The following is an 18768-nucleotide window of genomic DNA, read 5'->3' on the forward strand; positions in this document are numbered from 1 at the left end:
TTCGATTTCGGAAGACACGATGCAGCAGGTAAAAAGTGTCAGAAGCGTCCTTTGTGCGTCCAACTGGACGCGCGGCGCTCTCGTGGAGAGATGCGATGCCGGTTGAAATCGAACAATTCATGTGCCGCAGCGACAATTTCGGTGTGCTGGTGCATGACCCGAAAAGCGGCCAGACCGCGATCATCGACGCGCCCGAGGAGGCGTCGATCCTGGCCGCGATCGAGCGTACCGGCTGGACGCCGACGATGATCCTGACCACCCATCACCATGTCGACCATGTCGAGGCCAACCTGGCGCTGAAGGAGCGCTTCAAGCTGCGCATCGTCGGACCGGAAGCGGAAAAGGCAAAAATCCCCGGCATCGACGAAACCGTCGAACAGGGTTCGGTCATCCACCTGGGCGAGGAGAGGATCGACGTGATCGCCACGCCCGGCCACACGGCGGGCCATGTCTCCTATCATCTGCCGGCGTCGAAAGTGGCGTTCACCGCCGACACGCTGTTCGCACTCGGCTGCGGCCGGCTGTTCGAATGCAAGCCGCCGGTGATGTACGATTCGTTGAAGAAGCTCGCGGCGCTTCCGGCCGAGACGGTCGTCTATTGCGGCCATGAATACACGCTTTCCAACGCCCGCTTCGCGCTGACCGTCGACCCGACCAATTCGGCATTGAAGGAGCGCGCCGCGAAAATCGAAGCACTGCGCGCCGACGGCAAGCCGACGCTGCCGACCACGATCGGTGAGGAACTGTCGACCAATCCGTTCCTGCGCTGGCACGATCCGGCAATCCGCAAGCATTTCGGCATGGAGAACGCCTCCGACGCCGAAGTGTTCGCCGAAATTCGCAAGCGCAAGGACAATTTCTGAGCACCGTTGATGGTCTGGCATCCATGAAGTTCTGGGGAAAATGACCAGTTCCGCCGAAATCATCGCGGCGCTCGGCCTGAAACCGCATCCGGAAGGCGGCTGGTATGCCGAGACCTTTCGCGATGGCGCGGAAGGCGCTCGCGGCCATTCGACCGCGATCTATTTCCTTTTGGAGCAGGAGCAAGTGTCGGCCTGGCACCGCGTCAAGGACGCCTCCGAGGTCTGGCATTTCTATGCCGGCGCCCCGCTGGCACTGTCGATGCATCGGGAAAACGGGCCGGTGATCGAGCAGGTGCTCGGCACGGCATTGGCGGCGGGCGAGCGGCCGCAGATCGTTGTGCCGGCAGGCTGGTGGCAGTCGGCGCGCAGCCTGGGCGAGTGGACGCTGGCCGGCTGCACCGTGGCGCCGGGCTTCGATTTCGCCGCCTTCGAGTTGGCCGGACCGGGCTGGGGTCCTAGCCCAGCAGGAAACCCATCGTGATCGCCAGCTGGGCGGCATAATACAGCACCCAGACCGCGTGGCGTGTCCAGATACGGTGCGGCGAGATGGCGCTCAACAGGAACTTTTCCGCGGCGAGCAGCCCGTCGGACGCCATGAACAGCACGGCGCCGCCGACGACCCAGAAATTGTCCAGAGTGAGGGCCGAAATGCCCATGGCAAAAATTGTCGCGATATAGACGCTGATGGGAAGGCGCAGGGCGGGGCCGACACGGCGCCAGAGCGCAAAAAGCATGGCGAGCGCCAACACGGCCATTGCCACGGCAATCGCCGCGCGCCACGGCTCGGCCGAGAGCAGCCCGGCCCCCTCGCCGGAGCGCAGGAACAGCGCGATGTAAAGCCCATGCGCCACGAGAAAACTGGCCAGCCCGCCGACAAAAGCCTTTTCACCGTCGCGCGACAGCAATGCGTCGCCGATAGCACTGAGCGCCAGCGCAGCGATGAGCAGCCACGGGCCGCCCTGCAGCGATGCCAGCACAGCAAGCATCGCCACGGCCAGCGTCTTGACCGCGGAACGCGCAAGCTTCGGCGGCATGTCGATGGTGAAGGCGTAGATCACCGCGGCGGCCAGCGAAAACAGCAGCGTCGCATTGGCGTCGGCGTCGATGCCGCCGGGAAACGGCATCACGCCCCTGCCTCGCTCGCAGCCCTCTTGCGCAAGAACAGCGATTTCGCCGCAAGCGCTGCGCCGCCGGTGATCAGCACGCAGGCGGCGAGGATGCGCAGGGACGGCTCGGCGAAGCCGGCTGATATCAGCACCAGCGTCGACAGCAGCGGCGCGGCATAGCTTGCCGCGCCCAGCACCTGGATGTTGCCGCGCTTGACGCCGATATCCCAGGCGTAGAAGGCCGCGCCCACCGGCATCAGGCCGAGGCCGAGCACGGCCAGCCACTGGCCGGCGCCGACAGGCAGCACCGTCTCTTCCAGCATCAGATGACAGACAAGCGAAAGCGCTGCCGTGGCCGCACAGAACCAGGTGACGATGCTGGTCGGCACCGAAGGAAAGCGGCGCGACAACAGCGAATAGGACGACCACAGCACGGCGCAGACGCCGGCCATTGCATAGCCGAAGGCATAGCGCGCGTCGAAGGCAATCCCGCCGCCCTTGGTGACGATCAGAAAAGTGCCGGCAAGGCCGAGCAGTGCGCCGACGACATGGTTCCAGGCCAGCCGCTCGCCCGGCATCAGCGCCGATCCGAGCACGATCAGCAGCGGCCACAGATAGGCGATGAGGCTCGCCTCCACCGCCGGCGCGTTGCGCAGCGCAGTGAAATAGAAGAAGTGATAGCCGAACAGGCCGGCAATGCCGATCAGCCACACTTGCGGCGGTATTCTCTCGCTCCCGGAGGTGGCCGGCATGAACAGCCGCGCGACGAGCCCGACGCCGGTGCCGATCGTGAAGGTGATCGCCGAGAGCAGGAATGGCGGCACCGCGCCGGAAGCGTCCGTAAGCAGCGCCAGCAGCGCCCACATGGCGACCGCCGAGAAGCCGATCAGTGTTGCGCGCCCCATGTCCGTCTCCGGCGGCGCGCGATCGCGCCTAATCTGTCGCTTCGAACCGCTCCGCGCTGACGGTAAGGGTGCCGATTTTCGTGCCGACCGTGGCGTGGATCGGCGCATATACGCCGGTTTGGCCGACCGGTGCAAAGGTCACCATGATGCGGCTGCGCTTTCTCAGGTAATCCAGGGATTTGCGGTTCTTGCGATAACCCGCCACCGGCTCAAAATCCAGCCGGCAAGTGACGGTATCGCCCTCGTAGCCGCGCACCGAGGTCGAGCCTTTCGACTCGTAGGTCAGCGTCAGATCGGCGCGCATCTCGCCGTCATAGAGCTTCACCGTGCGCCCGCAGACCTTGTCGAGACTATCGGCATGGATGACGGTGGCGGCCATCGGATCGAGCACCGAGGCGAGATGGCTGGCGGCCAGCGGTATCCATTTCTTGGAATTGCGCTTCTTCGGCGCAGGCACGACCTTGGTCGCGGTAACAGTGCCGTTGGCGAACTGGATATCGATCATCGATGCCTTGTCGCCCGATTTGTAGTCGGCGCGGAACGCCTGCGGCTGCAATTGCTTGCCCAAAATCTTGCCCTTCGACGAGACCGTGCCACGCGTGTCGTCGAATATTGTGGCGAGGCCGGCGCTGGAGACGCTGCCTTCGATCGAATAGGTATCGCCTTCGTAACTGCTGGAAAAGCTTGCCTTGGCCACCGAGAAGCCGTGGACCGAAACCGTATACTCGCCCTTGAAGGATTGTTGCGTGGCGGCAGAAATTGGCGTCGGCAGCGCCACGGCGAGCGATGCAAGGAGAGCATGAGACGAACGAAGCATGGCGGGATCGATCCTCGATTTCAGCAGAAGCGCGCAACTCCAGCCTGGCATCTCCTTGTGCGACCGCTTATAGACTGAATTTCGGCCTTTATGTGAAAGACGTCGTCACACCCGGGCGCAAGCCAGAGCTTGACGCATCGCCGAAATGCAACTATGGAACGCCAACTTTTTCCATAAGGCCGCCTGACCGAAACCGCGCGCCACCCGGCGCGGGTTGAATGTTTGGCCAGACCGAGAACTGAAGGTTTAGAACCATGTCCCGCACCTGCGAACTCACTGCCAAGGCAGTCATGTCCGGCAACAATGTGAGCCACGCCAACAACAAGAGCAAGCGTCGCTTCCTGCCCAATCTCGTCAATGTGACGCTGATCTCGGAAGCGTTGAACCAGAATGTGCGCCTGCGCATTTCGGCCAACGCGCTGCGTTCGGTCGAGCATCGCGGCGGCCTTGATGCGTTCCTGGCCAAGGCCGACGCCAAGGAGCTGTCGCAGCGCGCGCGGCTGCTGAAGAAGCAGATCGCCAAGAAGCTCGCCGAACAGCCGGCCGCTTAATTTTTCAGGCAACCGCCTTCGGCATCGGACCGAAAAGTGCGAAGCGGTTTTCGGAGAAATCCGATGGCCAAACAGCAATGGAGTGTCGTCCGAACTCGGCATGACACCCCGCTGGTTCCATTACCCAGGATAAAAAAATGAGCTTTTTCTCCCGATATCTGCCCTTTGTTGCGGCCATGGCGCTTGTCGTGGTGGCGTCGAACGTCCTCGTGCAGTTCCCGCTGCAGGGTGCAATCGGCGGCCTGTCGCTGGCCGACATTCTGACCTGGGGCGCCTTCACCTACCCGTTCTCCTTCCTGGTCACCGACCTTGCCAATCGCCGCTACGGCCCGGCTGTGGCGCACCGGATCGTGTTTGTCGGCTTCACGGCGGCAGTGATCTGCTCGGTAGTCATCCCGCCCTTGCTGTTCCGCTACGGCCTGATCGAATTCGAGACGGCTGCCGACCGGCTGGTGCGCATTGCGGCGGCTTCCGGCACCGCGTTCCTGATCGCGCAGCTGCTCGACGTGACCGTGTTCAACCGGTTGCGCCGGCAGAGCTGGTGGCGGGCGCCGATCGTCGGCACGCTGGTGGGCTCGGTATTCGACACCGCGGTGTTCTTCACGATCGCCTTTTCGGCGGCTTTTGCCTTCGCTGGCCCGAACGATGGCTTTGCGCTCGAAACCGCGCCGCTGATGGGCGTGCTGCCGGTCGAGGCCATGCGCTGGGTGTCATGGGCGCTCGGCGACCTCGGCGTGAAGCTGATCATAGCCGTGGTGGCGCTGATCCCCTACCGGCTGCTTGCCGCCCGCTGGAGCCAGCCGGCACTGGCGGCATAGAGAAAAGATCATGCCCACAGGTTCTCGAGCATGATCCCATGGGTCCAACTCGATACCGCGAAAACGCCTGACGGCGACCACGCGCTGCGCCTGAAACAACGCGGCGCCGAATTCTCGATCATGCTCGGCTCGAACGAGCTGATGAACAGCCGCCTGAGCGGTTCTGAGGAAGCGCTGGCGAGGCTGTCCTGCCAAAGGATTGCCGGCCGCAGGCAGCCGAAAATCCTGATCGGCGGGCTGGGCATGGGTTTCACGCTGCGCGCCGCGATTGCCGAGCTTGGCGCCGATGCCGGCATCGTTGTCGCCGAGTTGGTGCCCGCCGTGGTGGCGTGGGCGCGCGGCCCGATGGCCTCGCTGTTCGGCGGCTGTCTCGACGATCCGCGCGTGACCATTCGCGAGGCGGATGTCGGGCAGATCATACGATCGGAAGCCTCGGCTTGGGATGCCATCCTGCTCGACGTCGACAATGGGCCGGAAGGGATCGTCCACAGGGCCAACGATGCCCTTTACAGCGTAGCCGGGCTGATCAGCGCGAGAGCAGCGCTCAAGCCCGGCGGCGTGCTGGCGGTCTGGTCGCAGGGACCCGACAGCGGCTTTACCCGCCGGCTCAAGCAGGCGGGCTTCGCGGTCGAGGAGGCCAAGGTGCGAGCCAATGGCAAGCGCGGGGCACGCCAAATCATCTGGATCGCGAGCAACGGACCCCGGCCTGCCGCAACCGGCGCCAAGCTGTAGCTTGTTATCGGCCGTCCTTTGCCGACCGCCTCTCAATCCTCGTGCAGCACAAATTCCAGATACAGATTACGCTGTAGCATCGAGTGGTTGTCGTCCGAGACCAGCGACACCATCAGCGCGCCGTCGTCGCGGGTCCAGACGTCGAGCCCTTCCATATTGTCGATCTGGTACCCCATGTCGGCTTCCATCAGCACCGGCCCGTCGGCAACCGCGCCCTTCTCGACGCTTTCGCCATAGATGCGCCGCAGCCGCATCTTGACGCCGCCGGCCATCGAAAAGCTGCGCTCCAAAAGCAAGAGGTCGCCGTCCGGCAGGAAGGCGCCGTCGGCAATGTCGAAATTGCCGTTGCGCTTGACGGTGAAGACGCCCTTGTGCGGCCCTTCGATAACGGCCGCATAGATGTTGCCTGCCTTGTCGAGGCTCTTTTCCGAGACCACGACCAGCCCGCCTTGGTGCTGGCCGTCAGGATTGGCGTGGGTGACGGTCTCAAAGCCGCGATTGCGGCGAAGCTCCCAGGCTGGAATCAGGAAGTCGAGCTGCCTGAACGGCGGCTTCATGTCGCCCGGTTCGATCTTGAACTGTGCAATGCGGTGATCGCGCTCGAAGCCGACTGTGGCAATGCCGTCCTTGAGCGCAAGGCCTTCGGCGTCGACCTCCCATTTCTCGGCGATCAGCTGGCCCGCCTCGTCGGCCATCTGCTGCATACGGAAATTCCGGATGCCGGATGGGCGCTTGTCGGCATCATGGGTGACGGTGCCGAAGAACCAGAAACCGGTGTCGGCGACGCCGATGAAATCACTGCCGGGCTTGCGGAAACGAAACGCCGACAGCGCGCCGAAATCGCGTGACGGCGAGGTCATTTCCAGCCCGCCGACGAATTCGAGCGGGCCGAACCGCTTTTCGTCACCGCCGATATGAAACCGGTCTATCAGCCGTGCCGAGATTTCGATCGGCTCGACCGCAACGGTGCCGGCAGCGATGGGAGCCGACAAGGCGATGCCGGCAACGAACAGGGCTGTGGCGGCGAAAAGCGTCTGCCGAAAGCCGCCCCGCGAAAAAATCATCCGGCGCGCCGCATGCCGCCGCGTCGCGTGTCGCGCATGCTTTCCTCGCCAAACAGCGAGGCCAGTTGCTCGGTCATGGCGCCGGCCAGTTCCTCGGCATCGACGATGGTGACGGCGCGGCGATAGTAACGGGTAACGTCGTGGCCGATGCCGATGGCCAGGAGCTCGACCGGCGAGCGCGTCTCGATCAGTTCGATGACGGCGCGAAGATGCCGCTCGAGATAGTTGCCCGGATTGACCGACAGCGTCGAATCGTCGACCGGCGCGCCGTCCGAGATCATCATCAGGATCTTGCGCTGCTCCGGCCGGGCGATCAGGCGGTTGTGCGCCCACAGCAGCGCCTCGCCGTCGATGTTTTCCTTGAGCAGGCCCTCGCGCATCATCAGGCCGAGATTGCGCCGCGCCCGCCGCCACGGATGGTCGGCGGATTTGTAGATGATGTGGCGCAGATCGTTGAGCCGCCCAGGATTGGGCGGCTTGCCTTCCTTCAGCCATTTCTCGCGTGCCTGCCCGCCCTTCCAGGCGCGGGTGGTGAAGCCGAGGATCTCGACCGAGACGCCGCAGCGTTCCAGCGTGCGCGCCAGAATGTCGGCGCAGGTGGCGGCGACGGTGATCGGCCGGCCGCGCATCGAGCCCGAATTGTCGAGCACCAGCGTCACCACCGTGTCGCGGAATTTGGTGTCGCGCTCCTGCTTGAAGGACAACGGCTGCATCGGGTCGATGACGACGCGCACCAGCCGCGCCGGGTCGAGATATCCCTCTTCGAGATCGAAATCCCAGGACCGGTTCTGCTGCGCCATCAGGCGGCGCTGCAGCCGGTTGGCCAGCCGGCCGACGACGCCGGACAGGTTGGCAAGCTGCTTGTCGAGGAAGGCGCGCAGCCGATCCAGCTCTTCCTCTTCGCACAGATCCTCCGCACCCACCGTCTCGTCGAAGGCGGTGGTGAAGATCTTGTAGTCGATCTCCTTCGACAGATTGGTGAAGGGATTGTCGTTGCGGCGCGCCTCGCCGGGCGTCTCGGCATCGGCGTCGTCATCGTCGGACAGGTCGTCGGCGGTAGCATCGGATGCCTCGGTCTCGGCCGATTGCTCGTCGTCGGACGACGCCTCAGTGTCGTCTGACTGCGACTGCTCGGAGCCGGAATCGTCCTCGCCGCCCTCCTCGCTCTGCTCCTCGCCTTGCGGCTGGTTTTCGTCATTGTCTTCTGAGTCTTCGGTCTCCTGGTCGTCACCGAGTTCCTCGGCCATTTCCATGGAAGCCAGCATCTCGCGCACGACGCGGGCGAAGGCCTGCTGGTCGTCGAGCTTTGCCGACAGTCCGTCGAGATCGGCACTTGCCTTCTCCTCGACCCAAGGGCGCCAGAGGTCGACCAGCCGCTCGCCGCTCTTCGGGACAGTGCGGCCGGTCAGCTTTTCGCGCACCATCAGGGCCAGCGCCTCCTCGATCGGCGCATCGGCCTTGTCCTTGACATCGATGAGGTTGGCCCTGGCGTATTTGTCCTCGAGCATCGAGCCGATATTGTCGGCGACACCCTGCATGGCGCGGGAGCCGATCGCCTCGACGCGGGCCTGCTCGACCGCATCGTAGATGGCGCGGGCCTGTTTGCCCTCCGGCGCCAGCCTGGTGTGGATGCGCGTGTCGTGGCAGGCGCGCTTCAGCGCCATGGAATCGCCGAGCCCGCGGGTGATGGCGATGTCGGCCTTCGAGGCTTTCTTCGGCAGTTCAGGCAGCCGGGCGCGGCTGCCGGCGAGCGCCGGCCGATCCTTGGCGAAACCGACTTCGAGGTCCTTGTCGCCGGCAATCGCGCGCATGCAGACGGTGACGGCGCGCTTGAAGCTGTCGGCTTCAGACCCCGTCTTCGACTTGTTGCGCGTGTTGTCGCCTGGACCCGCCATCGATCATTCCTTGGAGCATGACCCCGAAAATCGGAATCGAGCCATGCTTAGCCCAGGACCACGTTGGCGGCGCTCTCCGGCAGGTCCTGGCCGAAGGCGCGCTGGTAGAACTCGGCGACCAGCGAGCGTTCCAGCTCGTCGCACTTGTTGAGGAAGGTCAGCCTGAACGCCATGCCGATATCGCCGAAGATCTCGGCATTCTCGGCCCAGGTGATGACCGTGCGCGGGCTCATGACGGTCGACAGGTCGCCATTGATGAAGGCCGAACGCGTCATATCGGCGACACGCACCATCTTGCTGACGATCTCCTTGCCCTTGGCATCGCGATAGTGCTTGGCCTTGGCCAGCACGATGTTCACCTCATTGTCGTGCGGCAGATAGTTCAGCGTGGTGACGATCGACCAGCGGTCCATCTGCGCCTGATTGATCTGCTGGGTGCCGTGATAGAGGCCGGTGGTATCGCCGAGACCGACGGTGTTGGCGGTCGAGAACAGCCGGAACGCCGGATGCGGGCGGATGACCCGGCTCTGGTCGAGCAGCGTCAGCCGTCCCGACGATTCCAGCACGCGCTGGATGACGAACATCACGTCCGGACGGCCGGCATCGTACTCGTCGAAGCACAGCGCGACATTGTGCTGGTAGGCCCAGGGCAGGATGCCGTCGCGGAATTCGGTGATCTGCAGCCCTTCCTTGACGACGATGGCGTCCTTGCCGACGAGGTCGATGCGGCTGACATGACTGTCGAGATTGACACGCACCATAGGCCAGTTGAGGCGGGCGGCGACCTGCTCGATATGCGTCGACTTGCCGGTGCCGTGATAGCCCGACACCATGACGCGGCGGTTGTAGGCAAAGCCTGCGAGGATCGCCATCGTTGTGTTCTTGTCGAACAGATAGTCCGGATCGATGTCGGGCACATGCTCGCTCGTCACGGAATAGGCCGGCACCACCATCTTGGACTCGAAGCCGAATTTCTCCTTCACCGGCACGGTGGTGTCGGGCAGGTTGGCGATGTCGCGATCGACCTTGTTCATCTTTATCAACGTCTCCACGGGCGAAGCGCCTGATTTCGCCGGCAATCGATTTTGTCCGGGGGCGGTCTTAGAGCCTTTTCCAACCTTATGAAAGTTGGAAAACGACACGGAGGTCGCTCAGCACAATCCTGCCTGCTTGAGCACGCGATAGGCCTGGAGCACATCGCGGAACCGGTCTTCCGAACCTCTGTCGCCGCCATTCGCATCCGGATGGTGGCGTTTCACCAGTTCCTTATAACGCGCCTTTATGTCCTTGCCAGTCGCCTTTGTATCAAGGCCAAGCGTTTCCAGCGCCTTGGCCTCAAGCGGCTTGGCCTTGCGCTCACGCGCCTCGCGCGGATCTTTTGGGCCTTTGAACAGGTCGAACGGATCGCGCATGCGGTTGTAGTAGCCGGCGCGGCCGGAACGCTGCTGGGCGAAATCGGGCGAGGAGCGCGTCGAGGCGCCGTTGACGCCCATCTTCCATGTCGGCCGGTGGCCGGTCATCGCTTCCTTCTGGAAGCGGGCGATCTCGGTATCGGGGACACCGGAGAAATAATTGAAGCCCTTGTTGTACTCGCGCACATGATCGAAGCAGAACTGAAAATACTCGCCCTCCTTCATGCGCCCGACCGGCGCCCGATGGGTGCCGGCCTCCTTGCAACCGTCCCACTGGCAGATCGGCGAACGAGACTTCAGCTCCGCATCCTTCTCCGGGCGGATGCGGATTTTCTCGAAATATTTGGGGTACGGTTTCATCTCACCCATTTATGGGCTGTTCGCCGGTGCGAAACAAGAATTGACATTTTCGCGATGATCGCCCTAACCGCTGAATCGCGGCATAAAGCGGGCGATCGGCGAATTTTGTCGCGACGGCGGCGCCGCGCGTCCTTCCGGACGCGCAAACGACACCGATTTTCGGGGGTCATGCGCCAGCCATATGTGGTGAAGGGAAGTACGAATGTCCATACAGTCGACGATGGAAGGCAAGTTGAAGAAGGCGTTTTTGCCGGAGCGGCTGGTCATCATCAACGAAAGCCATCTCCATGCCGGCCATCACCATCAGGACTCCGATCATCACGGCACCTATGACGGCACCGGTGAGACGCATTTCCGCGTCCGCATCGTCTCCTCAGCCTTTGCCGGCATGAGTCGCATCGAGCGCCACCGCGCGGTCAACGCATTGCTGGCCGACGAATTGAAGGCTGGTGTCCATGCGCTGGCGATCGAGCCGGCCGCGCCGGACGAAAAGACCAGGTGGTAGACCTCAGAGCAATTCCAGGAAAAGTGTGAAACGGTTTTCCCGGGAAAAGCGCATAGCGCTTTCCCTAGGGAGTTGCGCAAAAACAAAGAGATAGAGCGGTTCGGCGTTTCCGTGAAACGATGAACCGCTCTATCCGAGCGCTGCCTTCAGGAAAATCATCACCGCACGGGTCAACGCGTCGCCTTCGTCGCCGAAATCGCGATTGATCGACATGTGCGAATAGGCGCTGCCATCGAACAGTGTCACCTCCGTTCCAGTCGCCCGCAGGCGCTCGGCGAAGGCCCATGAGGCTGCCGCACGACCCGCTGCGCGCGAATAGGCGATGAAGGTCGCCGGATGTTTGCGGCTCCCGACATGGGTGGCAGGCGACAGCGTTCGCCACTGCGCCGGGTCGGGAAAGGCCTTTGCATAGGCCCGTGTCATGCCGCCGCTCCTCGCAAGCGCCTCGAGGTCATAAGCCCTGGTATCGTTCAGAACCAGCGCCGCGACGCCGGGCAGACCGCCGCGCAGCCCGGTCAGTGCGGCGAGATGGCTGCCGGCCGAATGGCCCATCACCGCAATCCGGTTCGGATCGCCGCCGTATCCGGCGATGTTGGCGCGCACGTAGCGATAGGCCTGCTCGACATCGTTGGCCTGGGTGGCGACATCAGCCTCAGGCAGCATCCGGTAGTCGATCGAGACGAAGCAGAAGCCATTGTCGAGCAGGAAGTCCGGCTTGACGTCGACGTTGGTGCGATTGCCGGCTCGCCAGGCACCGCCATGGATGAAAACGATCACAGGCAGGGAGTTGGCGCCGGCGCGCGCGTAGATATCGAGCCTGGCCGGACCGTAGTCGATAGTTTGCGGAGATGGCGAAAGCCGGCGCGACGCCGCCGAAGCGCTGGCCGTCAACAAAGCCATCGACATCAAAAGCAGGGTTCGCCGATCGATCACCGTCACCTCCAGACAGCCCGGTCGAAAGTGCACGCCGGCGCGGCGAGCGTCCAGGATTGATTAGCCGCGAAAGAACCTATCAGAACTAAATCTCGCCGGCCGGCCTGATCCTCAGCCTTGCAATCCGGTTCTTGTCGCGCTTCATGACGACGAAGCGCTTGCCGTGAAAGGTGAAAGCCTGCTTCTCGTCCGGGATCAATTGCGTCTCGTGAATGACGAGACCGGCAATGGTGGTGGCTTCTTCGTCCGGCAGGTCCCAGTCGAGCGCCCGGTTCAGGTCGCGGATCGACACAGTGCCGTCGACGACGACGGAGCCGTCGGCTTCCTGCTTGACGCCCTGCATGTCGATATCGTGCTCGTCGGCGATCTCGCCGACGATCTCCTCGATGATGTCCTCCAGCGTCACCAGCCCCTCGACCTCGCCATACTCGTCGACGACGATAGCGAAATGCGCCTTGCGCCGCAGGAAGGCGTTGAGCTGTTCCTGCAGCGTCGTGGTATCGGGCACGAACCACGGTTTTGAAGCGATCTTCATCACGTCGATCTTGGAAAAGTCGTTGCCGACATCGTTCAGCGCACGCAGCAGGTCCTTGGCGTGCAGCACGCCGACGATGTTGTCGAGCGAGCCCTTCCACAAGGGCATGCGGGTATGCGGGCTCTGCAGGATCTCGCGCACCACTGCCTCCGGCCCATTGTCGGCATTGACCGAGCGCATGTTGGTGCGGTGGACCATGACATCGGACACTTCGAGCTCGTCGAGATCGGACAGGCGGCCGATGCGGGCGCGACCCTCGCGCACCACCTGGCCGTCGCGTCGAAAATCGTCGACGGCGCTGCGCGATTCGTCATGGTTCGAATGCTGCGGCTCGATGCGCTGCAGTTCATAGCCGAATGCAGCGAGCAGGCGCGCGCGAAAGACACAGGCGAGCAGGCCGAGCCCGGCAAGGACAGCAGCGACAATCCAGCCGGCCTCGCTCATCCCGGTCGGCTGTTCTGCTGACCCGGTCGGCCTCTCGGCTGACCCGGTCGGCTGTCCTGCTGACCCGGATGGTTCTCCCTCAGAAACGACAGCACTTCCGACGCCGGCACGTCCTTGGCGATGAAGGCCTGGCCGATGCCGCGCGTCAGGATGAAGGTCAGCGCGCCGCGCGACACCTTCTTGTCCTGGGTGATGAAGGCAAGCAGCGCTTCGGCGTCAGGCAATTCACCCGGAATATCGGCCATGCGCCAGGGCAGGCCAACGGCGCGAAGATGCGCCTCGACGCGCGCCGCATCGTCGGGACTTGCCAGGTTGAGGCGTGACGAAAAGCGATAAGCCAGCGCCATGCCGATGGCGACGCCCTCGCCGTGGACGAGACGGGCGCTGTCATATTGGGTGGCGCCCTCGAGCGCGTGGCCGAACGTGTGGCCGAGATTGAGCAGCGCGCGGTCGCCGGTCTCGAACTCGTCGCGGCCGACGACATCGGCCTTAGCGCGGCAGGCCTCGGCGATGGCCTCGGCCCGCTGCGGGCCGCCGGCGAACACCTTGCCCCAGTTTTCCTCCAGCCAGGCGAAGAAGTCGGGGCGATCGATGAGCCCGTATTTGGCGAGTTCGGCATAACCCGCGCGGAATTCCCGTATCGGCAGCGTGTCGAGCACTTCGGTGTCGGCCAGCACCAGTTTCGGCTGATGGAAGACGCCGACGAGGTTCTTGCCACGCGCACTGTTGATGCCGGTCTTGCCGCCGACGGAAGAGTCGACCTGCGCCAGCAGCGAGGTCGGGATCTGCACGAAATTCATGCCGCGGCGCACGATGCCGGCGGCAAATCCGGCCAGATCGCCGATGACACCGCCACCGAGCGCGACGACGACATCGCCGCGTTCCAGTCTTGCGGCGAGCACGCCGTCCACCACCTCTTCGAGATGCGCGAAACTCTTGGTCTTTTCCCCCGCCGGCAGCGTGATGACGGCGGGCCGGATGCCGCCCTTTTCAAGGCCGGCCCTCAACGTCTCGAGGTGGGCGGCGGCGACATTGACGTCGGTGACCACCGCGGCGCGCGTGCCGGGCAGGCGGCGCGAAATCTCGGTGCCGGCGCGCAACAGCAGGCCGGAGCCGATCAATATGTCATAGGCGCGATCGCCGAGCCCGACTTCGACGGTGACTGTCGCGTTGCTTTTCACGAGCCCACCTCGCCTGTCGCGGCTGCCACGCCGAAATACCCGCAAAGCGCGTTCACCACCTCGGCGGCGATGACCTCCTTGCGATCGTCGCGGGTCGGCACGGTAACATCGGCGGTTGCGTAGACCGGATAGCGCTCGGCCATCAACCGCTCGATCACGGCACGGGGATCGGCGCTTTTCAGGAGCGGCCGGTTCTGCTTCTTGGAAACGCGGTCCATCAACAGGTCGATCTCGGCCTTCAGCCATACCGACACGCCATGGCCGGCAATGGCCTCCCGCGTCGGCGCGCTCATGAAGGCGCCCCCGCCCGTCGACAGCACCTGCGGGCCGTGTTCCAATATGCGCAGGATGACGCGCTGCTCCAGCGCCCGGAACTCGGGCTCGCCATAGCGTTCGAACAGTTCCGGGACGCTCATCCGCGACACGCTTTCGATTTCCTGATCACTGTCCATGAAAGGCAGTCCCAGCATCCCCGCCACCTTGCGGCCGATCGCCGTCTTGCCGGCGCCCATCAGGCCGACAAAGACAATGGAACGGCTGCCCAGCCGGCCGAGCAGCGCGGCATGGCTCTCATCGGGAGGATTGGCTGGCAACGCGTTCATGACACCATGATGTTTCTAAGCAGGTTCCGCAAATCTATCCCAGGTTTTGCGACAGAACCTGCGACAAGCCAAAGAATCCAGGCAGGCATTTTCGGGCTAGCCCACGAATGCCTGCTTAGACCCCTCTTTGCCGGCGTATCGACATCAAAAGCCTGATTGCGTCAAGCGTGGCGCCGCCGCACGTCGTCCGCGCTTCGCCCTTGAATTGGCCGGATTGGCGTCTCATAAGGGCACTGGGTTTGGAAACGCAGAACAACAAGACGGGCGAGAATTGATGCCGACACTGTTCCGCTTTGTCGTGACGCTCACGATTCTGGCCGGCATTGTCTATGGCGCGATGTTCGCTCTGGCGATGTTCGTCGAGCCGAGAAAGGCCGAAATGAGCGTGCGCATCCCTCCCGAAAAGCTCATTCCCAAGAAAAACTGAGAGACATGAACAGCGCGGCCCGCATTGAAGCCTTTCTGGAAATGATGAGCGCCGAGCGCGGCGCTGCCGAAAACACGCTTTCCAGCTATCGCCGCGACCTCGAAGACGCATCAGCGGAGATCGACGGCGGGCTCGCTGGTGCCGCCGCCACCGATATCCGCAACTATCTCGACGATATAGCCGCACGCGGTTTTGCCGCCACCTCGCAGGCACGCAAGCTGTCGGCGATGCGCCAGTTCTTCAAGTTCCTCTACGCCGAGGGGCTGCGCGGCGACGACCCGACCGGAACCCTGGACAGTCCGAAGAAGGGCCGGCCGCTGCCGAAGACGATGAGCGAGGCCGATACCGGCCGGCTGATCGACCGTGCGGCGCAGGAGGCGGCTGGCGCCTCGCTGAACGATGGCGACGGCCTGGCGGCGCTGCGCCTGCATGCGCTGGTCGAGGTGCTCTACGCCACCGGCCTGCGGGTTTCCGAACTGGTCGGCCTGCCGGTGACGGTGGCGCTGCGCGACGATCGTTTCTTCATGGTGCGCGGCAAGGGTGACAAGGAACGCATGGTGCCGCTATCGGCAAAGGCGCGCGTGGCCATGCGGGCCTGGCTCGCTGCCCGGGCAACGGTGCCGGCTTTGGCAGACAGCCCGTTCCTGTTTCCGGCGGCAAGCGACAGCGGCTATCTCTCCAGGCAGGTCTTCGCCCGCGACCTGAAGGGCCTTGCCGCGCGGGCCGGCATCGCCTCGGCGAAAATATCGCCGCATGTACTGCGCCATGCTTTTGCCAGTCATCTCCTGCAGAACGGCGCCGATCTCAGGGCGGTGCAGCAGTTGCTTGGCCATGCCGATATTTCAACGACGCAGATTTACACACATGTTCTGGAGGAGCGGCTGGTGCGGCTGGTCAACGATCATCATCCGCTTGCCGACTAGGCGTCATATCGCTATGTGAGGACGACGTTCCACCGCCCGGAGCCTCTATTTCCCAGGTTCCGCCAGTCTTTGCCTCCCGGCTTGTCATTGCCTCCCGGCTTATCGGTCCGCTCAAGAATGTACAATTACCTCGATTTCGAAAAGCCGGTCGCCGATCTTGAAGGCAAGATCCTCGAGTTGAAGAAGCTCGCCGAGAATGGCGAGGCGGTCGATGTCGGCGATGAGATCAGCCGGCTCGAGAAACGCGTGCGCGACGCATTGCGCGACACTTATAAGGCACTGACCCCGTGGCAGAAGGTGCAGGTGGCGCGCCATCCGGACAGGCCGCATTGCGTCGACTACATCAAGGGCCTGTTCAACGATTTCACGCCGCTTGCCGGTGATCGCAATTTCGGCGAGGACCAGGCGATCGTCGGCGGCTTCGCCCGCTTCCGCGGCGAGCCGGTGGCGATCATCGGCCAGGAAAAGGGCTCGGACACGGCCAGCCGGCTGAGGCATAATTTCGGCTCGGTGCGGCCGGAGGGCTATCGCAAGGCGGTGCGGCTGATGGAACTCGCCGACCGCTTCAATATCCCGTTGCTGACGCTGGTCGACACGGCCGGCGCCTATCCCGGCGTCAATGCCGAGGAGCGCGGCCAGGCCGAAGCCATCGCCCGCTCGACCTCGGCCTGTCTTCGCCTGAAGGTGCCGTCGATCTCGGTGGTCATCGGCGAAGGCGGCTCGGGCGGTGCCATCGCGATCGCCACCGCCAACCGCGTCTACATGCTCGAGCACGCCATCTATTCGGTGATCTCGCCGGAGGGCGCCGCCTCGATCCTGTGGCGCGACACCACCCGCTCGAAGGATGCGGCGACCAACATGAAGATCACCGCTCAGGATCTGCTGGAGCTCAAGATCATCGACGCCATCGTTCCCGAACCGCTCGGCGGCGCCCATCGTGGCCCGGATACGGTGATTGCCGCCACCGGCGATCTCATCGCCAAAACGATGAAGGAATTCTCCGGCGCCAACACCGATTTTCGTGAGCAGCGCCGCGAGAAATATCTGGCTATGGGGCGAAACCTCTAGACTATGATCCCGAACCGAGGCTCAGCGCAGCAAAAAGTGGGTACCGGTTTTCGCAAAAGGCGTGGTCGAACAAGAGGATTCAGGCCGGCCGATTTCAGTCGGACGGACCGCCGGACGGTTTCGACGCCGCAATGTGGCGAGATTAAGCACCTTCGCCACAAAAATGCCGCTGCGCTCGTTTCAATCGGATTGCCGTAAGGCCCGGCGCTGCGGTAAGGAATTTTCAAGGTTAACGGGCTTAGGGTTGGGCCTGTCTGCCCTGATGCCTGCGGTCCGAAAGAAAAGACATAGCCATGTTTGCCAAGCTTGCCCGCACCGCACTTGTGATTGCCGCGATAGGCGTCGCTGGCTGCAACGATTCTTCGATGAAGGATTTTGCCCCCCACGCCAACAAGCCGTTGCCCGAAAAAATCCTGGCCAGCATGAAGGCCAAGGGCATGACCCGCACCTCGCCGGTGATGGCCCGCATCTTCAAGGAAGAGGGCAAGCTCGAAATCTGGAAGGCCAAGACCAACGGTCGCTATGACTTGGTCGCCAGCTACGACATCTGCAAATGGTCGGGCAAGCTGGGTCCCAAATACACCGAAGGCGACCGCCAGGCGCCGGAGGGCTTCTATACGGTCCGTCCGGCGCAGATGAATCCGCGGTCGAGCTACCACCTTGCCTTCAACATCGGCTATCCCAACGTCTACGACCGCGCCAATGGCCGCACCGGTTCCCATCTGATGGTCCATGGCGCCTGCTCGTCGTCGGGCTGTTATTCGATGACCGACGCGCAGATCGAGCAGATCTACGCCTTCGGCCGCGACGCTTTCCAGGGCGGGCAGACCGAGTTCCAGATCCAGGCCTTTCCGTTCCGCATGACCGCCGCCAACATGGCGCGCTATCGCAAAGATCCGAACTACGAATTCTGGAAGATGCTGAAGGTCGGCTACGACAATTTCGAGATCACGAAAGTGCCGCCGAAGGTCGATGTCTGCGAGAAGCGCTATGTCTTCAACCAGGTCGCGCCTGACGGCGAGACCTTCGATCCGACCGGCGCCTGCCCCGCGACGACGCAGCCGGATTCGCTGAAGAGCGCCTTCAATGCCTACCAGAGCACCTACGAGGCGGCTTTCAGCGGCGCGGTCAAGGCCAGCGTGCCGGCGCCCAAGCCGACCATCGGCGGGATCAAGGAAGCCAGCATCGTTTCCGAGTGGTCGAAGAAACGCGCCCGTGGCGAACGCGTGCCGATCGATCCGCCTTCGTTCAACGCCGACGGCTCGGTGACAGAGACGGCGCGCATGGGCCGCATCGATTCGCCGGCGGGCCGCAAGATGGCCGCGCTCGACGCGGAGAAGGCCGCCAAGCAGAAGGCCGAGGAGCAAAGGCTTGCCGCTATAGAAGCGGCCAAGGCCGCGAAAGAGGCGGCCAGGGCTCAGGCTCTGGCCGAAAAGCAAACGGCCAGGATCAATTCGCTGGCCGAAGAGGAGGAGGCCAGGGCCGCTGCCGAAGCGCCTGTCGCTACCGCGACAATCGCGTCGTCCCCCGATGCCGCCCCGGCCGCAACGCAGGCGGCGAATGCCGGTGAAAGCAGGACGACAAGGCTGAAGAAGAAGCTGCTCGGCATGTTCGGCGGCTGAGCTTC

The 18768-nt window shown here is 63.5% G+C and carries 21 protein-coding genes; 10 read left to right on the forward strand and 11 right to left on the reverse strand.

Features of this window, described 5'->3' with window-relative positions:
* Positions 1 to 95: 95 nt before the first annotated feature.
* Both gloB and AC0L2B_RS23480 read left to right on the forward strand, forming a co-directional pair.
* On the forward strand, positions 96 to 863 hold the full coding sequence (gene gloB, locus AC0L2B_RS23475) for a hydroxyacylglutathione hydrolase (protein ID WP_473747004.1): 768 nt from the start codon (positions 96 to 98) through the stop codon (positions 861 to 863).
* 40 nt (positions 864 to 903) lie between these two features.
* On the forward strand, positions 904 to 1344 hold the full coding sequence (locus tag AC0L2B_RS23480; protein WP_473747005.1) for a cupin domain-containing protein: 441 nt from the start codon (positions 904 to 906) through the stop codon (positions 1342 to 1344).
* Here AC0L2B_RS23480 and AC0L2B_RS23485 read toward each other — a convergent pair.
* The 3 genes from AC0L2B_RS23485 to AC0L2B_RS23495 are packed head-to-tail and all read right to left on the reverse strand — an operon-like array spanning position 1319 to position 3691.
* The gene (locus AC0L2B_RS23485) at positions 1319 to 1987 is read right to left on the reverse strand and encodes a lysoplasmalogenase family protein (RefSeq protein WP_473747006.1); all 669 of its coding nucleotides are present in this window, start codon (positions 1985 to 1987) and stop codon (positions 1319 to 1321) included. The genes AC0L2B_RS23480 and AC0L2B_RS23485 overlap by 26 nt on opposite strands.
* Entirely contained in the window at positions 1987 to 2874 is an 888-nt protein-coding gene (gene yddG / locus AC0L2B_RS23490) for an aromatic amino acid exporter YddG (protein ID WP_473747008.1), read from the reverse strand. The genes AC0L2B_RS23485 and yddG overlap by 1 nt, the downstream gene beginning before the upstream one ends.
* Before the next feature lie 28 nt (positions 2875 to 2902).
* Positions 2903 to 3691, reverse strand: a complete 789-nt coding sequence (locus tag AC0L2B_RS23495; RefSeq protein ID WP_473747009.1) for a DUF3108 domain-containing protein — start codon at positions 3689 to 3691, stop codon at positions 2903 to 2905.
* A gap of 254 nt (positions 3692 to 3945) precedes the next feature.
* Between AC0L2B_RS23495 and rpmB the strand changes: the two genes are divergently transcribed.
* From rpmB to AC0L2B_RS23510, 3 genes are all read left to right on the forward strand, one after another.
* Positions 3946 to 4242 carry a 50S ribosomal protein L28 gene (rpmB, locus tag AC0L2B_RS23500; protein ID WP_023797188.1) on the forward strand — a complete coding sequence of 99 codons (297 nt, stop codon included), beginning with the start codon at positions 3946 to 3948 and terminating at the stop codon, positions 4240 to 4242.
* A 137-nt stretch (positions 4243 to 4379) separates the two neighbouring features.
* Complete coding sequence (locus tag AC0L2B_RS23505; RefSeq protein ID WP_473747011.1) at positions 4380 to 5060, forward strand: queuosine precursor transporter; 681 nt, start codon at positions 4380 to 4382, stop codon at positions 5058 to 5060.
* Between the two features lie 30 nt (positions 5061 to 5090).
* Positions 5091 to 5792 (forward strand): spermidine synthase, encoded by a 702-nt coding sequence (locus AC0L2B_RS23510; protein WP_473747012.1) that lies wholly within the window; start codon positions 5091 to 5093, stop codon positions 5790 to 5792.
* 32 nt (positions 5793 to 5824) lie between these two features.
* Here AC0L2B_RS23510 and AC0L2B_RS23515 read toward each other — a convergent pair whose 3' ends face one another.
* From AC0L2B_RS23515 to AC0L2B_RS23530, 4 genes are all read right to left on the reverse strand, one after another.
* The gene (locus AC0L2B_RS23515) at positions 5825 to 6856 is read right to left on the reverse strand and encodes an esterase-like activity of phytase family protein (protein ID WP_473747013.1); all 1032 of its coding nucleotides are present in this window, start codon (positions 6854 to 6856) and stop codon (positions 5825 to 5827) included.
* Complete coding sequence (cobT, locus tag AC0L2B_RS23520) at positions 6853 to 8751, reverse strand: cobaltochelatase subunit CobT (protein ID WP_473747014.1); 1899 nt, start codon at positions 8749 to 8751, stop codon at positions 6853 to 6855. The genes AC0L2B_RS23515 and cobT overlap by 4 nt, the downstream gene beginning before the upstream one ends.
* 47 nt (positions 8752 to 8798) lie before the next feature.
* The gene (cobS, locus tag AC0L2B_RS23525) at positions 8799 to 9785 is read right to left on the reverse strand and encodes a cobaltochelatase subunit CobS (RefSeq protein ID WP_128246076.1); all 987 of its coding nucleotides are present in this window, start codon (positions 9783 to 9785) and stop codon (positions 8799 to 8801) included.
* A gap of 117 nt (positions 9786 to 9902) precedes the next feature.
* Positions 9903 to 10532: a J domain-containing protein gene (locus AC0L2B_RS23530; protein ID WP_036262308.1), complete on the reverse strand. Its 630-nt coding sequence runs from the start codon at positions 10530 to 10532 to the stop codon at positions 9903 to 9905.
* Between the two features lie 193 nt (positions 10533 to 10725).
* On the opposite strand from AC0L2B_RS23530, the gene AC0L2B_RS23535 reads away from it, so the two are divergent.
* Positions 10726 to 11028 (forward strand): BolA family protein, encoded by a 303-nt coding sequence (locus AC0L2B_RS23535; protein WP_091593128.1) that lies wholly within the window; start codon positions 10726 to 10728, stop codon positions 11026 to 11028.
* Between the two features lie 129 nt (positions 11029 to 11157).
* Here AC0L2B_RS23535 and AC0L2B_RS23540 read toward each other — a convergent pair whose 3' ends face one another.
* The 4 genes from AC0L2B_RS23540 to AC0L2B_RS23555 form a co-directional block, all read right to left on the reverse strand.
* Complete coding sequence (locus AC0L2B_RS23540; RefSeq protein ID WP_473747015.1) at positions 11158 to 11961, reverse strand: alpha/beta hydrolase; 804 nt, start codon at positions 11959 to 11961, stop codon at positions 11158 to 11160.
* 85 nt (positions 11962 to 12046) lie between these two features.
* Positions 12047 to 12940 carry an HlyC/CorC family transporter gene (locus AC0L2B_RS23545; protein WP_091593130.1) on the reverse strand — a complete coding sequence of 298 codons (894 nt, stop codon included), beginning with the start codon at positions 12938 to 12940 and terminating at the stop codon, positions 12047 to 12049.
* Positions 12937 to 14121, reverse strand: coding sequence for a 3-dehydroquinate synthase (aroB, locus tag AC0L2B_RS23550; protein WP_473747016.1), 1185 nt, complete (start codon positions 14119 to 14121; stop codon positions 12937 to 12939). The genes AC0L2B_RS23545 and aroB overlap by 4 nt, the downstream gene beginning before the upstream one ends.
* Positions 14118 to 14723 (reverse strand): shikimate kinase, encoded by a 606-nt coding sequence (locus AC0L2B_RS23555; RefSeq protein WP_027153418.1) that lies wholly within the window; start codon positions 14721 to 14723, stop codon positions 14118 to 14120. The genes aroB and AC0L2B_RS23555 overlap by 4 nt, the downstream gene beginning before the upstream one ends.
* A 274-nt stretch (positions 14724 to 14997) precedes the next feature.
* On the opposite strand from AC0L2B_RS23555, the gene AC0L2B_RS23560 reads away from it, so the two are divergent.
* The 4 genes from AC0L2B_RS23560 (at position 14998) to AC0L2B_RS23575 (ending at position 18763) form a co-directional block, all read left to right on the forward strand.
* Positions 14998 to 15150, forward strand: coding sequence for a histidine kinase (locus AC0L2B_RS23560; RefSeq protein ID WP_091593135.1), 153 nt, complete (start codon positions 14998 to 15000; stop codon positions 15148 to 15150).
* Positions 15151 to 15155: 5 nt separating this feature from the next.
* The gene (locus AC0L2B_RS23565; RefSeq protein WP_473521030.1) at positions 15156 to 16073 is read left to right on the forward strand and encodes a site-specific tyrosine recombinase XerD; all 918 of its coding nucleotides are present in this window, start codon (positions 15156 to 15158) and stop codon (positions 16071 to 16073) included.
* Between the two features lie 117 nt (positions 16074 to 16190).
* On the forward strand, positions 16191 to 17141 hold the full coding sequence (locus tag AC0L2B_RS23570; RefSeq protein WP_287235647.1) for an acetyl-CoA carboxylase carboxyltransferase subunit alpha: 951 nt from the start codon (positions 16191 to 16193) through the stop codon (positions 17139 to 17141).
* Positions 17142 to 17434: 293 nt separating this feature from the next.
* Positions 17435 to 18763 (forward strand): L,D-transpeptidase family protein, encoded by a 1329-nt coding sequence (locus AC0L2B_RS23575; protein ID WP_128168754.1) that lies wholly within the window; start codon positions 17435 to 17437, stop codon positions 18761 to 18763.
* Positions 18764 to 18768 lie beyond the last annotated feature (5 nt).

The organism is Mesorhizobium sp. WSM4815 (assembly GCF_055811575.1).